Source organism: Chitinophagales bacterium, from assembly GCA_017303835.1.
Classification (GTDB): Bacteria; Bacteroidota; Bacteroidia; order Chitinophagales; family Chitinophagaceae; genus JAFLBI01.
In genome coordinates, this window is the sequence record JAFLBI010000001.1 from 1,004,394 (window position 1) to 1,021,143 (window position 16,750).

Genomic DNA, 16,750 nt, shown 5'->3' on the forward strand with positions numbered 1-16,750 from the left:
ATTCTATTCACTGAAAATCAGCCCTTTGTTCCATCATTAAGCAGTGAAAAAAGCTTGCATATCCATGCTGATTGCGGAAATGCTTATTGCCATTGAATTTCATTGAGCACCAAGATTTTAGTCAAATCGTTAGTTTTTGTTTTAGCATCCTAAGCGTTCTATTTTCTCAGCATTGTTGCTGATAATGCTCATATTTTTATATTGGTTCTCTGCTTATCTTAAGTCCGATTTGGGTATTACTTCAACGCCGGATAGCTCGCTGAGCACTATCCTCAAGTTAGACGTTTATGGAAAAACAGAATCTGGTCAGTTTGTTTCAATCCATGGCTATAGGTATTGTTTACCAAAACAGCAATGGTCAAATTATTTCTGCCAATCAGGCTGCTGAAGAATTATTGGGGCTGTCGCAAGATCAAATAATGGGTCGCACATCGATGGATCCGGAATGGCATGCCATCCACCCAGACGGGACAAATTTTCCGGGGGAAACCCACCCCGCAATGATCGCGCTTAAAACAGGTAAGCCTGTTTACAACACCCCAATGGGTATCTACCATCCTTTAAAAAAGAAATATACCTGGATCTTAATTAACGCTTATCCAGAATTTGAAAAAGGCGCAGAAACCCCGCATCAGGTTTATGCAACATTTACAGATGTAACAGAACTGATAGAAACAGAAAAAAGATTAAGAAAAGAAAGACGCTTACAAGAACTGCTGGCACTTGTTTCCAAAACATTCATCCATGTTGCACCGGGTGAACTCGATAAACAAATCGACAATATTCTGAAAGAATTGGGTGATTTTATTGAGGCAGACAGGATGTACATTTTTACATACGACTTTGTAAAAATGACGGCCACCAATACGTATGAATGGTGTGCCCCGGGTATTGAACCACAGATTGCCTATTTACAAAATACACCAGTTGATTTACTGACAGATTGGACAGAAAACCACAGAGAAGGCAAGACGATGTGGATAGATGATGTCTTTGCATTACCACCAAACAGCCAATTGCGTGTGATCCTTGAGCCGCAGGAAATCAAGAGCATGATTGCTGTTCCATTGATGGACGGCAAGACCTGTTTAGGTTTTGTGGGGCTTGATGCTGTTACCCACCACCACACATTCAGCAATGAAGAGGAAACACTCTTACGCGTTTTCGCTGATGCCCTGGTGAATCTGTACAAGCGAATTGATGCGGATAAAAGGCTGCGTTCTTCCAGCTACATGCTGAATGAGCGTATCAAAGAGCTTCGCTGTATCCATGCAATGACAGAACTGAGTGAAAAAATCAACCTCAGCACTGATGAGTTTTTTGAAAAAACCCTGGTGATCATTCCGCCCGGTTATGAATTTCCAGACAAGGTTAGAGTAAAGATTGACTATAAAAAGAAATCCTACACAACACTGGCTTATAGTCCTACAGACATATACATGGAAGCCGATTTGGTTGTGAACAATGAATTACTTGGAAAAATACGCATAGACAATCCATCGGGCTATCCTTTTATGGAGGAAGAATTTAGCCTGCTGGATAATATCAAAAGAAGTATTGAACTATATTTTGAAAAGAAAGAGTCCAGAAAAAATCTGGAAGAAGAGCGAGAGAAGTATTCCATTATTGCGAACAATACTTTTAACTGGGAATTCTGGAAAGACAGCAATGGCGACTATATTTTTATGTCGCCTGCCTGTGAAAAGATTTCCGGATACAGTAGCGAAGTTTTTTTGAATGGCACGCTGAATATTTACGATATCATACATCCTGATGATGTAGAATCACACAAGCAGCATCAGGAAGCAGCCATTAAGCAGAGCGAACCAGTTACATTCCAGTTTAGGGTTATCACAAAATCCGGTGCTGAGAAAATAATCGAACAAGTCTGCTTCCCTGTTTATGGTTTCAAGGGAAAGTTTCTTGGACTCAGGGGAACCAATGTTGATATCACTGAGAAAGCGCAAAAAGACAAGCTACTTGCAGAAAGTGAAGCAAGGCTGAGCAGCCTGGTCAACTCTCAATCGAATTATATTCTCAGAACTGATTTACTTGGCCGTCACACATTCTGGAACAAAAAATTCGAGGATGATTTTGGCTGGCTTTACGGAGGCACCAGGGGTCTGGAATTATCCAGTTCCATGGCATCTATCTGCTCTTACCACCAAGACAGAGCAAGAGAAGCCGTAAAAATCTGTTTACTGGAACCCGGAAAAGTTGTACCAGTAGAATTAGACAAGCCTACGCAAGATGGTGGCACTGTAGTTACCTACTGGGAATTTGTCTGCATCACAGATAGCGAAGGCAATCCTTCAGAGATGCAATGTGTAGGCATTGATATCACTGAACGCAAAAGAGCGGAAGAAGCTTTAAAGACAAGTCAGCAGCGATTGCTCAATCTGGTGAATAGCCAAACCAGTTATGTCTTACGAACAGATCTCTATGGCCAGCACACTTATTGGAATAATAAATTTGAAGAAGAGTTTGGTTGGATCTATGGTACTGATTTGGATCATGGTGATGCATTAAAGTCTATCTGCGACTATCACCACGAAAGAGCCAGAGTGGTGGTAGAAAAATGTATCCATCAGCCAGGCACTACTTTTAAAGTTGAGTTAGATAAACCCACCAAGGAAAAAGGCATCAGAACTACACTCTGGGAATTTGTCTGCCTTACAGACAATGATGGCATGCCAACCGAGATACAGTGCATTGGTGTGGACATTACGGACAGAATTCAGATGGAGCAAACACTCAGAGAGAGTGAAGACAAATACAGAACCCTGATTAACAGTGTCGATGCTGCCATTATGCAATTTGATCAGGCTGGCAATTGCCACTATATGAATTCCATAGCAGCAAGGCCGCATGAAGTAAGTCCGGAATCTTTGATTGGGAAGAATATTCGTGATTTACTGCCGGAGAAAGATGCTGTAAATATCCTTGCCATTATAGAACAGGTAATGCTCACCAATGAAGGAACTGTATTAGAATTATTGATTCATCCTTCTAATAAAGAGTTATGGGTAAGGAATAGTTTTCAGCCAATACGTGATCTTTCCGGTAAGCCCATTGCAGTACTCTCCTATGCCAGTGATATTACAGATAAGAAAAAAGCAGAAATCAAGCTGCAACAAAGTGAGCAGAAATACAAAGTGCTTTTTGAAGACTCACCAGACCCTTACTTAATATTCCACGAAGGAAGATTGATTGAATGCAATCAGCCAACCCTGGAACTACTCAAAATTTCGAAACAGGAGATTCTGGGCAGTGCTCCACATGAGTTTTCGCCAACTTTTCAGCCAAATGGGAAACGCTCAGAGGAATATGCCAAAGCACTCATTGAGGAAACGCTCCGGGTAGGAAAAAGCACTTTTGAATGGACGCATCTGCGAAAAGATGGTAGCACTTTTATTGTTGAAGTAAGTCTAAGCATGACGGAGTATAACAATATCCCTGTCATGTTTACTACCTGGAGGGATATTACAGAATTAAAACAAGCAGAGGATGCCATTAAAGCTGCTACAGATAGATTCAATGAAGTAACCAAACACAGCAAATCTGTGATATGGGAAGTTGACACAGTAGGCAAATACGTATATATAAGCGATGCAACTGAATCTGTTTTTGGCTACTCCCCTGACGAATTAATTGGTAAATACTTTTTTGATTTACATCCAGAGACCGAAAGAGAACAATATGCCCAAAATGGATTATCCCTAATCTCAACCGGAACAGAAATCGTTGATTTCCATAACCCAATAGTTAGAAAAGATGGCCAACTAATATGGGTTTCAACCAATGGTACACCTATCAGAAACAGTGAGGGTAAGGTTATTGGTTACAAGGGCGTGGATACAGATATCACTGCCAGAAAACTTGCTGAAGAAGACTTACGCAAGTTTAAAAATATCTCTGACAAAGCCAATTATGGTACAGCTATTGCCAACTTAAATGGCGAGTTGGTTTATTGCAACGAAGCATTTGCTTTAATGCACGGTTGGGGTATCGAAGAGCTATTAGGGAAAAAGTTGGATACAGTAATTGGCAGTACCCAATCTGCAGAAAACCAACAACAAGCGCAAAAAGCATTACTGACCGATGGGTATATTTATCAGGAGGTAACACACAGAAGAAAAGATGGTACTGAATTCCCAGCTTTTGTGAATATCAAAATCATCAATGATCCTGATGGCAAGCCTGAATACATGTCAGGAACAGTGGTTGACATCTCTGATATAAAAAATGCGGAATCTGCATTAAGAGAAAGTGAGGGCAACTTAAATCAGGCACAACAAATTGCCAAAATGGGCAGCTGGGAGTTGGACCTGAGGACTTATACAACTCAATGGTCTGACAACTATTACAACATCATTGAATTAGACAGAACAGTAAAACCTGATGCACGTTTGTTTAATGCCATGGCGCATCCGGATGATCGAGCGAATATGGCTGTTCAGGAGACCGCACTACTTCAGACCAAAAAGCCTGTATCATTTGAAATGAGGCTGGTGATGCCCGATGGGCGCATCAAATGGATTCAGAATAATGTGGTAGGGACATTTGAGCAGGATCAGCTGGTTGCTTTAAAAGGTGTAAACATTGATATCACCGAGAAAAAATTACAAGAAGAACAAATCAGGATTCAAAATGAACGCTTGTCTGCCATTATTGAGGCCATGCCGGATCTGATCTTTATCAGCGACAGAGAAGGCAATTATCTCGAGTTTATTCGCTCAGGTCATAAAACAGATAAACATAGCTACGCAAATGTGGTAGGAAAGAATATTGGTGATATCTATGGGGAGCAGGAGGCTAAAAAGCATATTAAAAATATTCAGCGTTGCTTGGAAACAGGTGAACGCATTACCTATGAATACGAATGGCTCGACAATGGCGAACGGATTTTCTTTGAAGGAACCATTGTTCCTTTAGATAAGAATCGTGTACTGCGCTTTGTGCGTGACATTAGCGACAGGAAAAAGATTGAACACGAATTGGTTGAGTTGAATGCGGGCCTCGGAAAAAGAATTCATGAACGTACCAGAGAACTGGAGCGTTCAAACATCGAACTCTTATATGCACGTGTTGAAGCGGAAGAAGCCAACAAATCGAAAAGTGAGTTTCTTTCCAGAATGAGCCATGAGTTGAGAACACCTATGAATTCAATTCTTGGTTTTGCACAGCTATTAGAAATGGGTGAACACTCTGAAGCGCAACTGAAAAGTGTACACCATATTTTAAGGAGTGGTAAACACTTATTAGACTTGATCAATGAGGTGCTGGATATTGCCCGTATTGAAGCAGGTAGGGTGTCCATTTCCGTAGAAGCTGTATCTGCGAAAGATATTATCACGGACTGTCTGGATACCATTCAGCCTTTAGCTGCATCAAAAGGTATTCGCATTCATACAGATGTTGCTGCGGAAACATTTATCAGAGCAGATAAGCAAAGACTGAAACAGGTATTGATCAATATCATGAACAATGCCATTAAATACAATAGAAACAATGGCGATGTTTGGATAAAAGCGATACCACTGCCTGGTCTTCAGAGCAATATGGTGAAATTGGTTATCAAAGATTCAGGATTTGGTATTGCTGAAAAGGATATCTCCAAAGTATTCCTTCCATTCGAACGTATTGGCGCAGAAAACCACAATATCGAAGGAACCGGACTTGGATTAGCTGTTGTAAAACAATTGACTGAGTTAATGGGCGGTAATGTTGGCGTAGAGAGCGAAGAAGGCAAAGGGTCTACTTTCTGGATAACACTTACTGAAAGCATTAGTGAACTCCAAAGAGTAAGAACCAATGGCGATATACATCAGATTGCAACCATTAGCAATTCAATCGGCGGTACTGTACTCTATGTGGAAGACAATGCATCAAATGTTGAATTAATTGAACAAATCGTACTCACAAAACGTAAAGATGTAAAACTGGATGTGGTGATGTATGGTAAACAGGCTTTACCGAGGGCCCTTGAGATAAAACCGAGTCTGATACTGCTTGACCTGAACCTGTCGGATATTCACGGATCAGAAGTATTGACTCAGTTGAAATCCAATGTACAAACTTCGGCTATACCTGTTGTTGTGATTAGTGCTGATGCCATGCCTGCACAAATCACCAAACTGAAAGAATCGGGTGCTGCAGGCTATCTGACAAAACCCATTGAACTGAATGAGTTATTGAAAGTGATTGATAATTACCTCACACAATCTTAGTCCAATGAATGCCAGTCTGAAAGACGCCAGAATATTGATTATTGATGACCAGCAGGCCAACGTGGAAGTATTGGAAAACCTACTGATGGTAAAAGGCTACTTACACGTTAAATCTGTAACGGATGCCCGTAAAGCCATACCTGCCATTAAAGAGATACAACCTGAGTTGATCTTATTGGACCTGATGATGCCCCATTTATCAGGATTTGAAGTGATGGCTAAAATGAAAGAAGAAGGGCTTATGAGTCGCTTTATGCCCATCATGGTACTTACTGCTGATGTGAGTATGGAAGCCAAACAAAGGGCGTTAGCGGGTGGTGCAAGCGATTTTACCACCAAACCCTTTAATCTGGTTGAGGTAGACTTGAGAATCAAGAATCTGCTTTTCAATGTGTATTTGCTCTCACAGCTAAAAGATCAGAATCAGGTACTGGAAGATAAAGTAGCTGAACGTACCCGTGATCTGGAACAAGCAAAAACCGCAGCAGAAGAAAGCGAAGAACGCTACAGAAGCTTGTTTAATGCCAACCAGGATTGTATTACCCTCTTCTCTATCGACAATAATGAACCATCAAAATTGATCAGCTGTAACGACGCTGCACCTAGATTGCTGGGATACACAAGAGCAGAGATGCTAACCCTTACCATTTTTGACATTGACGTTTCCTGTACACCGGATGTAATTGGTGGACATATTGATCAACTGAAAGCAACCGGTCAGCTCAATTTTGAAACACAATACCGATGTAAAGATGGAAGCCTGAAAGAAATGGATGTGAAAGCTTCTTTTGTACACCTGCAGGGCCAAAACATAGTCATGAAAATTGCCCGCGATATTTCCGCGCTGAAAGCGCAACAAAAAGCCATTCAATTGCAGAATGAGAAGCTCAAGGAAATAGCATGGGCACAATCACATCTCGTAAGAGCACCATTGACTAAAATCATGGGTGCAATTGACTTGTTAAGCAGTAATCCGGATCAGGATAAAGAAGGCAGACAAGTATTAATCCAAGCATTGGAGCAGTCCTCTGCTGAATTAGACAATATCATTCAAGATATCACAGAAAAAAGCTATGCTGAAGGCATTCGCATCAGCAAAAAAGCGGATTAATTTCTTCCCATATCTCTGAGAAAACGAACGTGTGCTACCACTGCCCTACGCATGGTTGGATATTCAATGTATTGCAACTGGTATTCGCGGCAAACATCTCTTACAATTTGGCTAATGGCAGGATAATGCACGTGTGAGATCTTAGGAAATAGATGGTGCTCAATCTGGAAATTCAATCCACCTACCAACCAGCTCACCAATTTGTTTCTGGTAGCAAAATTGGCTGTTGTCTTAATTTGGTGAATTGCAAATTCGTCTTCCATTTTATTGGCTTCATCTGCTAAGGGGAAATGTGCATCTTCCACAGTATGTGCTAACTGGAAAACAATACTCAATACAAATCCGGCCAATAATGTGGTTACCAAAAAACCGGTTAACCAAGCTAACCAACCACAAGCCCAAATAGGGATTACCACAAAAATGACTGCATGTGCCGCTTTCGTTAACCAGAAACCAGCATGGTCGTACCAAGCCATTTTCTTCAACGGAATGGGACCGATTTTCTGACTGAAATACTTTTTGTAGTCGGTAAAAAATACCCAGAACAAATACAGCATTGCATATAACATCCAGAAATACCAATGCTGAATACGATGTAGTTTTAATTTTTTCTGGGTAGGTGCCAAACGCATGAAAATGCCTGTTTCAATATCATCATCTACCCCATCAATATTGGTAAAGCTGTGGTGGATCATGTTATGCTTAACATTCCACATAAAATGCGCAGCACCCATGATGTTCACAGAGTGTGCAGCAATTTTATTCACCCATTTGTATTTGCTGAAACTGCCATGACTGCCATCGTGCATTACATTAAAGCCCACACCGGCAATTAAACCACCAAGTGTGAAGCACTCTAAAATAGCCCAATACCACACTGGCGTAAAAAATACGACATGAATATAGATCGCAATAAAAGCAGCAATCATGATAATGGCCTTCAAAAACAATTGCCAATTACCTGTTGGTGCAATTTTATTTTCTTCAAAATATTTCGCAACTCTTTGCTTTAATTCTGTGTGGAGCGAATGTTTAACTGAGGGGAACTTAGGAACAGAAAAAGACACTGACATGAATGAGGGTTGAGTACCCAACAAAGAAAAGTATTCATAGGCGCATTACCCAATAAAGCAGCGAAAAATATATGCACCTCCAATTGAATTAACATTCACATGACAAAAGCCCCTTCATTATTGCAATGAAAGGGCTTTGTGTTGAATATTAGTTTATCAAAAGTTTAACGTGCATCAGCCATATCAGGAATGGCATCTACACGGTATGCACCAGCATCCAATTTCTCCTTGGTTTCGCTAAATGCTTTCAGTGTGATTTCAATATCCTCATCTGTATGTGCCGCTGATGGAATCAGGCGATAAATGATATGTCCTTTTGGAATTACAGGATACACTACGATAGATGCAAACACCCCATAGTTCTCACGCAGATCCATCACCATGGCAGTCGCTTCTTCTACTCCACCCTTCATGTAAACTGGTGTAACAGGACTATCTGTTTTACCGATATCAAACCCACGCTCTTTCAAACCGTTTTGCAATTTTCTTGCATTGCTCCAAAGCTTGGCTCTCAGCTCAGGCATGTTGCGCAACATTTCCAAACGCTTGAGGTTACCAATCACGATTGGCATTGGTAAGCTCTTCGCAAAAATCTGTGAGCGAATATTGTAACGGATATAATCAATGATGATTCTTGGACCAGCTAGGAACGCACCAATAGAAGCCATTGATTTTGCAAATGTGCTGAAGTACAAATCGATGTCTTCCTGACAACCCTGCTCTTCACCGGCACCTGCACCTGTAGCACCCAAAGTACCAAAACCGTGTGCATCATCTACCAACAAACGGAAATCAAATGCATTTTTCAGTTCGCAGATTTCTTTCAACTTACCCTGATCACCAGCCATGCCAAACACCCCTTCCGTGATCACCAGAATACCGCCGGTCTTTTGCTTTTCAATCAAAGCAGTTGCGCGCTCTAATTGCTTGCGGCAATCTTCCACATCATTGTGCTTAAACACATAACGGTGTCCCGGATGTAAACGCAATCCATCAATAATACATGCGTGGCTTTCAGCATCGTACACAATCACATCATGGCGACCGCAAATTGCATCAATCGCACTCATGATACCCTGGTAACCGAAGTTCATCAGGATGGCGTCTTCTTTCTGCTCGAATGCTGCCAGTTCTGCTTCCAGACGTTCGTGGTGATTAGAATTACCACTCATCATACGCGCACCCATTGGATAAGCTAAACCATATTGTGCGCTGGCTTCTGCATCCACTTTTCTGATTTCAGGATGGTTGGCCAGTCCCAGATAGTTATTGAGACTCCATACAATCATTTCCTTTCCACGGAAATGCATGCGGCTGCTGATATCACCTTCCAGCTTAGGAAAAGCGAAATAGCCATGTGCACGCTCACGGTGCTGTCCGATTGGACCATAATTCTTCACCAGCTTCTCAAAAATATCTGCCATATGATTTTTTTATGAAATGTGATAAAACTGGCGCAAAGTTAACCCAAAGCAACGGAAAGGGCAAGGCCATTTATACACGGTTACTTACCTTCATGGCTCATTTTAACAGCATGTATAAATCAATGTTTTCGATGCTCTGCGGGCTTGTTTGGCTAACCGCAACAGCACAACCCAAAACCAAGCCGGCCAAAGCAAGTACGTTAGACAGACCCAAACTCGTGGTGGGTATTGTGATCGACCAGATGCGCTGGGATTTTCTCTACCGTTATTATGATCAGTACAAACCCAATGGCGGGTTTAAGCGCATGCTGGGTGAAGGCTTCACCTGTGAAAATAACATGATCCCTTACGCCCCAACCATCACTGCTTGCGGACATACCTGTGCTTACACAGGCAGTGTACCCAATGTGCATGGCATTACAGGCAATGCCTGGTGGGATAGTAAAAAAATGCGCAGTGTGTATTGCAGCGAAGACAATGAAGTGGAAACCGTAGGCAGTAACACCGCAGCGGGTAAGATGAGCCCCAAGAATATGCTGGTTACCAGTATTTGTGATGAGCTGCGCTTGGCAACCAATTTCAAAAGCAAGGTGATTGGAGTTGCCATCAAAGACCGCGGTGCCATTCTGCCTGCAGGTCATAGCGCGAATGCAGCTTATTGGTACGACAATAAAACCGGTAACTGGATCAGCTCTACCTGGTACATGCAGCAATTACCAAAATGGGTACAGGATTTTAATAGCAGAAAAATCACGGATAGCTTATACAAACTCGGCTGGTCTACTTTGTATCCAATGGATCAATATACACAAAGCACCGCCGATGAACAAGCGTACGAAGGCAAACCCTTTGGCAGCAATGCAAAAGGATTTCCGTACGACCTGAGCGGCTTTGTTGGCAAAAATTATAACAGCATTTCTACTACGCCACATGGCAATACTTTAACCATGCTTATGGCCAGTGCGGCTTTAGAATCTGAGGAATTGGGTAAGGATGCTATTACAGATTTTTTGGCAGTAAGTTTTTCTTCTCCAGATTATGTGGGTCATTCATTTGGCCCTAACTCAATTGAGGTGCAAGACACCTATCTCCGCTTAGATCAGACACTCGGCGATTTCTTCAATAAACTGGATCAACAAGTGGGTAAAGGCAATTACACTGTTTTCCTTACTGCAGATCATGGTGTGGCGCATGTGCCCGGCTTTATGAAAGCCAATAAACTTCCTGCAGAGCCTTTTGATGATGTGGCTTTGATGAAGCAACTGAATGCATCACTGAAAGAGAAATTTGGCGCAGATAGTCTTGTTGTAAGCATGTACAATTACCAGGTGCACATCAACCATAAAAAAACTGCTGCCAATAAGCTTGACGAAGAAGCTGTTCGGGAACAGATCATTCAACAACTGCGTCAGCACGATCAAATCTCGCATGCATTTTCATTAATGGAAATGGATGAATATCCGCTTACCGCAACCATCAGAGAAAGAATTAAGAATGGCTATTACCCAATGCGTTCTGGTGATGTACAGTTTATCTTGAAACCCGGCTATATTGATGGAGGCAATACAGGTACCACACATGGTCTGTGGAATCCTTATGACAGCCATATTCCATTGGTTTGGTATGGTTGGGGTATCAAGCAAGGCAAGCTGAACAGAGAAACTTATATGACAGATATTGCACCTACCCTTGCAGCTTTATTGCGCATACAAATGCCGAACGGCGCAGTGGGCCATGTGATACCTGAGGTGATGAAATAATTGCAACAGTGTGTCGAATATGGAAAATTATTTCGATGATTTTCCTAAATTGCTAACCTCAATGCACATGAGAACCTTAAAACAACCAGTAGTAACACTGCTGGTTACAAAAAAGTCCCAACGATACCGTTGGGACTTTTGCTTTAAAACTATTGACCACTAAGCCAGCTTAGCTTGCAGGTTTTTATCCAATTCATCCAGGAACTCTTCTGTGTACAGATAATGTTCACCATGATTTACTTTATTGCCATGGATACATACTGCTAAGTCCTTGGTCATCTTACCACTCTCTACAGTTTCCACACAAACTTGTTCCAAAGCCTGACAGAAACGAATCAGCTCCTGATTGCCATCCAGCTTACCACGGAATTCCAGACCGCGTGTCCAAGCAAAGATGGAGGCAATTGGGTTAGTAGAAGTAGGCTTACCCTTTTGGTGCTCGCGGTAGTGACGTGTTACTGTACCGTGTGCAGCTTCTGCTTCCATTACTTTACCATCAGGTGTAACTAATGTAGAAGTCATCAGACCTAAAGAACCGAAGCCCTGTGCAACAGTATCACTCTGCACATCACCATCATAGTTTTTACAAGCCCAAACGAAATTACCATTCCACTTCAGTGCGCTGGCCACCATGTCATCAATCAGGCGATGCTCATAAGTTATACCGGCTGCATCAAAAGAAGCTTTGAATTCTTGCTGGTATACTTCTTCGAAAATGTCCTTGAAACGACCATCGTATTTCTTCAGGATGGTATTCTTGGTTGATAAGTACAAAGGCCATTTCTTCATCAGTGCCTGATTGAAACAAGCACGTGCGAAACCGCGGATACTTTCATCAGTATTGTACATGGCCAAAGCAACGCCATCACCTTTGAAATTGTATACTTCAAACTCTTGTACGGTACCGTCTTCACCTTCAAACTTTACAGTGAGTTTACCCTTACCCTTGGTAACAAAATCTGTTGCACGATACTGATCACCAAAAGCATGACGACCAATACAGATAGGTGCAGTCCAGTTAGGCACTAAGCGAGGCACATTGCTACAAACGATGGGCTCACGGAAAACTGTACCATCCAGTATATTGCGGATAGTACCGTTAGGGCTCTTCCACATTTGCTTCAGGTTAAACTCTGTTACACGTGCTTCATCGGGAGTGATGGTGGCACACTTGATACCAACACCATATTCGCGAATCGCATTTGCTGCATCAATAGTTACCTGATCATTGGTGGCATCACGATGCTCGATACCGAGATCGTAGTATTTAATATCTACATCAATGTAAGGGAGAATCAATTTTTCCTTAATGAATTTCCAGATGATCCGGGTCATCTCATCGCCGTCCAGTTCCACTACCGGGTTGGCTACTTTGATCTTTGTTGCCATTCTTAGCTTGTTTTAATTGAGGAGCAAATGTAAAGAATTCATGGTTTTTAGCGGGTAAGCTTGCCAGCAGGCTTTGTATCAGACATTCACAATCAGAACAGGCACGTTCAGTTCATGTCTAACTGCTTCAATGGTTTCACCGAAGAGATAGTCCTGAATACCCCTGTGCCTGTGTGCACCCATAATAAGTAGTTCAGCACCTGATTCCTGCACAATGCGAACAATTTCCTGCACACGCTGGTGATAGCCTGCAACAGCAGTTACCTGGTAATTCATGGCACGCAATTGTGCAGCATATTCTTCCAGCCGTTGCAAATCTTTCTGCGTTTCATAATCATCAGAAGCTTCTCTCAGATAACCGGCAGAAACACTTTCCACTACGTGAATCAATGTATAAGCACTTTTAGCACCACCTTGTGCAAGGGCATGGGCAATCATTTTCTCATCACCTTCTCTAAAATCAAGGGCCACAGCAATGTGGCGATACGCTGGCAGATCCAGATTTTGCAAAGGCGTTGCATCCACATGCAAATTCAGCTTGGCTTTTGCTCTTTGCTTGCGTAACAAAGGCAGGAATGTCATGGTGAGAAACAACCAGGCGAAGATTAGCCAAAGTAATATGACCAATACTTTTTGCCAAGTCTGACCTGCGGTATCCATCACCTGCATAGACTCCATCCAAACCAACCGTACATTCAGGAAAACAAGAATCAACGCCACCAACCAGGCGGCAATCTTGGTCTTTAAGCCAATGACGAATTGCCCCATCGTTTGTTTATCGCTCACAAAATGTATCAATGGTATCACAGCAAAGCCCAGCTGCAGACTTAGAATTACCTGACTAAACACCAACAAATTATCCAGCTCACTATCACCAAATACATAAATGACTATTACAGCAGGTACAATCGCGATCAATCGCGTAAGCAATCGTCTTAACCACGGATTGATGCGCAAACGCAGATAACCCTCCATCACGATTTGTCCGGCCAATGTACCTGTTACAGTAGAGCTTTGTCCCGCAGCGATCAGCGCCACAGCAAATAGTATTGGTGCAAGCGAAGAACCGAGTAAGGGTTGCAACAAACGGTGTGCATCTTCAATACGGGCAACTTCTGTATTACCTGTAGCGTAAAAAGCTGTAGCGGCTAAGACAAGAATAGCAGCGTTCACAAAAAATGCTGCATTTAATGCCACAGCACTATCAATAAAATTAAAACGCAATGCTCTTTTGATACTAGCTGTATCGGTACCAATTTTACGTGTTTGTACCAAGGCTGAATGCAGGTAAAGATTATGCGGCATCACAGTTGCACCAATAATACCTACAGCGATATACAATGCTTCTTCAGATAAAGCAGTGGGCACAAAACCCTTCACCACTTCACCCATATCGGGCTTGGCCAGTAATATCTCAGCAAGAAAAGAGCATCCAATAATTGCTACCAGCGAAATAATAAAGGCTTCCATTTTGCGGATGCCGTAACGCTGCAATACCAACAATAAAAATGTATCAAGTACGGTAATCACCACGCCCCATAAAATGGGCATGCCTGTAAGCAAATGAATCCCGATGGCCATACCCAGTACTTCGGCCAAATCTGTTGCAGCAATGGCTAATTCAGCCAATACGTATAAACAGAAATTCACCACTGGCGGATAGAGTTCTCGATTGGCCTGGGCCAAATCGCGCCTGCGCACAATACCCAATCTGGCACTCAAACTTTGTAACAACAAAGCCATGAGGTTACTCATTAATAAAACCCAAATGAGCTGATAGCCAAATTTGGCACCACCCTGTAAATCTGTGGCCCAGTTACCCGGATCCATATAACCAACGCTTACTAAGTAAGCAGGACCGATATAAGCCAGGAATCGCTTCCACCCACGCGGATGCTTGGCCGTATCTACCGTACCGTGAACTTCGCTTAAAGATTTCTCTGTGTGATGCACTCTTTCCATACTACACTTTCTTTACGAACAATACCTGCGCTAATTGCTGACTAATGGTAAAAGCCGGTTGATTCTTGAGTTTGATTTCGATGGAATGGTCAAAACCAAACTGCTTTTTTACTTCTAATCGGGTACCTATGGTGATCTGCTTATGCGTTAACAGTTCCAGCAATTCTGCCGACTGACTTCCCACAGAACAAACTTCTGCAGCTGTATGCAATGGCAGATCAATCAGGTTGATTTGTGGCTGCGCTGCCATTCGGCCTGCACTGTCTGGTATAGGATCACCATGCGGATCAAATCGTGGAAATTCCAGATAAGCGTCCAGTTTATCGATTAGCTTTTTAGAACGGATATGTTCCAATTCTTCGGCCACATCATGCACTTCATCCCAACCAAACTGCAGTTTCTCCACCAAAAAATACTCCCACAAGCGATGCTTACGAACAATACCCAGCGCCAGCTTTTTCCCTTCTGTAGTAAGGCGCACACCCTGATAAGGCTCATAATGCAGCAATTTCTTTGTCTTCAGCTTTTTCAGCATATCTGTTACAGACGCGGGTTTGGTCTTAAGCTGATCTGCCAATGCATTGGTACTGACCGTGTCTGCATCCTGCTGCAGGTGGTAAATGGCTTTGATATAATTCTCTTCAGAGACAGAAAAATTTGCTGCCACAAAAAATAATTTTAGGCAAATCTAAATTTTATTTCCGTTAAAAAAACAGCCGTCCATCTTTGGATGGCTGAAAACTGTATTTTTAACGCCCAAGGTGCTGTATGAAACAATTTCTCTTCAGTTGTTTATTGTTAAGCCTGCTTGCCTGTAAAGACAAGCCGATTGATCTTTCCGGCGACAGCCCGGTAAAATCAGAAGATTTTTTCAAAGCCATTCGTACGCTTACCCTGCCCTTTGGTGTTGCCGATACCAATTTGCATAAAGCAGCAGATACTTTACGTATTGGCACCAAGGTGCTGGCCCAGTTTATTCCCGATAGTGTGCTCAAGCCTTTAAAATTGGCGGATAAGAAAACAGTGATCAGACCAGTTGGTAAGATTGTGAAGGAAAAAAATAAGGAGCAGGAAATTTATGTACTGTTGGACTTGATCAAAAACAAGACACACCAACTTTATGTATTTGTTTTCAATACCCAGCTGCAATATGTGACTTCCAAAATCTTGCTGGATAATACTGCGCGCGATGGTTATGTGCATTCCGTATCCATCAACAGGGAACCTACCTTTTTAATTGGCCGCGAGAAAATCACTTCAGATAATCAGTTGCAGTATACGCGCAATGGCTGGGCGTACAATGATGCAGGCATATTCATGGTGGTGATCAATGATTCTAACGAGGACCTAAAAAAACGCAATGAGATCATCAACCCTATTGATACACTACCGGCCAAGAATAAATTGAGTGGCGATTATATTCGTGATAAAAAGAATTTCATCTCTATACGTGATGGAAAAAATGCAGACAATTATTTGTTCTTTATTTATTTCGAGAAGAACGGAGGCAATTGCATCGGCGAGCTGAAAGGCGATCTGCAACTGCGCGATAAAACCAATGCACAATACAAGGAAAGCGGAGACCCCTGCGTGATTGATTTTCGCTTTGAAGGCAACCGACTCGTAGTAAAAGAACAAGGCAGTTGCGGCAACCACAGAGGTATCAAATGCTTTTTTGATGACAGCTATACCCGGAAGAACCCACCGAAAAAGCGGAGACGCTAATTATCCACATTTTCAGCGAGCGCAAACCATTGCATAAGCCATCTAATGTGTACAAAGTACATTATAAGAAAATAGA

Annotated in this window: 9 protein-coding genes; 4 read left to right on the forward strand and 5 right to left on the reverse strand. The window is 42.2% G+C overall.

Features of this window, described 5'->3' with window-relative positions; genetic code table 11:
• Nucleotides 1-287: 287 nt before the first annotated feature.
• On the forward strand, nucleotides 288-6,230 hold the full coding sequence (locus J0L83_04535) for a PAS domain S-box protein (GenBank protein MBN8663814.1): 5,943 nt from the start codon (nucleotides 288-290) through the stop codon (nucleotides 6,228-6,230).
• 4 nt (nucleotides 6,231-6,234) lie between these two features.
• Nucleotides 6,235-7,341: a response regulator gene (locus J0L83_04540; GenBank protein ID MBN8663815.1), complete on the forward strand. Its 1,107-nt coding sequence runs from the start codon at nucleotides 6,235-6,237 to the stop codon at nucleotides 7,339-7,341.
• On the opposite strand, the gene J0L83_04545 is transcribed toward J0L83_04540, so the two are convergent.
• Nucleotides 7,338-8,414, reverse strand: coding sequence for an acyl-CoA desaturase (locus tag J0L83_04545; protein MBN8663816.1), 1,077 nt, complete (start codon nucleotides 8,412-8,414; stop codon nucleotides 7,338-7,340). The genes J0L83_04540 and J0L83_04545 overlap by 4 nt on opposite strands.
• Before the next feature lie 164 nt (nucleotides 8,415-8,578).
• Nucleotides 8,579-9,838 carry an aminotransferase class I/II-fold pyridoxal phosphate-dependent enzyme gene (locus tag J0L83_04550; protein ID MBN8663817.1) on the reverse strand — a complete coding sequence of 420 codons (1,260 nt, stop codon included), beginning with the start codon at nucleotides 9,836-9,838 and terminating at the stop codon, nucleotides 8,579-8,581.
• A 110-nt stretch (nucleotides 9,839-9,948) separates the two neighbouring features.
• Here J0L83_04550 and J0L83_04555 point away from each other — a divergent pair, with 110 nt between their 5' ends.
• Nucleotides 9,949-11,598 carry an alkaline phosphatase family protein gene (locus J0L83_04555; GenBank protein ID MBN8663818.1) on the forward strand — a complete coding sequence of 550 codons (1,650 nt, stop codon included), beginning with the start codon at nucleotides 9,949-9,951 and terminating at the stop codon, nucleotides 11,596-11,598.
• Nucleotides 11,599-11,757: 159 nt separating this feature from the next.
• Here the strand turns inward: J0L83_04555 and J0L83_04560 are convergent, their stop codons facing one another.
• The 3 genes from J0L83_04560 to J0L83_04570 form a co-directional block, all read right to left on the reverse strand.
• Nucleotides 11,758-12,987, reverse strand: a complete 1,230-nt coding sequence (locus J0L83_04560; GenBank protein MBN8663819.1) for an NADP-dependent isocitrate dehydrogenase — start codon at nucleotides 12,985-12,987, stop codon at nucleotides 11,758-11,760.
• 78 nt (nucleotides 12,988-13,065) lie between these two features.
• On the reverse strand, nucleotides 13,066-14,949 hold the full coding sequence (locus J0L83_04565; protein ID MBN8663820.1) for an Nramp family divalent metal transporter: 1,884 nt from the start codon (nucleotides 14,947-14,949) through the stop codon (nucleotides 13,066-13,068).
• Between the two features lies 1 nt (nucleotide 14,950).
• Nucleotides 14,951-15,616 carry a metal-dependent transcriptional regulator gene (locus J0L83_04570; GenBank protein ID MBN8663821.1) on the reverse strand — a complete coding sequence of 222 codons (666 nt, stop codon included), beginning with the start codon at nucleotides 15,614-15,616 and terminating at the stop codon, nucleotides 14,951-14,953.
• 101 nt (nucleotides 15,617-15,717) lie between these two features.
• Here J0L83_04570 and J0L83_04575 point away from each other — a divergent pair, with 101 nt between their 5' ends.
• Entirely contained in the window at nucleotides 15,718-16,674 is a 957-nt protein-coding gene (locus J0L83_04575; GenBank protein ID MBN8663822.1) for a hypothetical protein, read from the forward strand.
• Nucleotides 16,675-16,750: the final 76 nt, after the last annotated feature.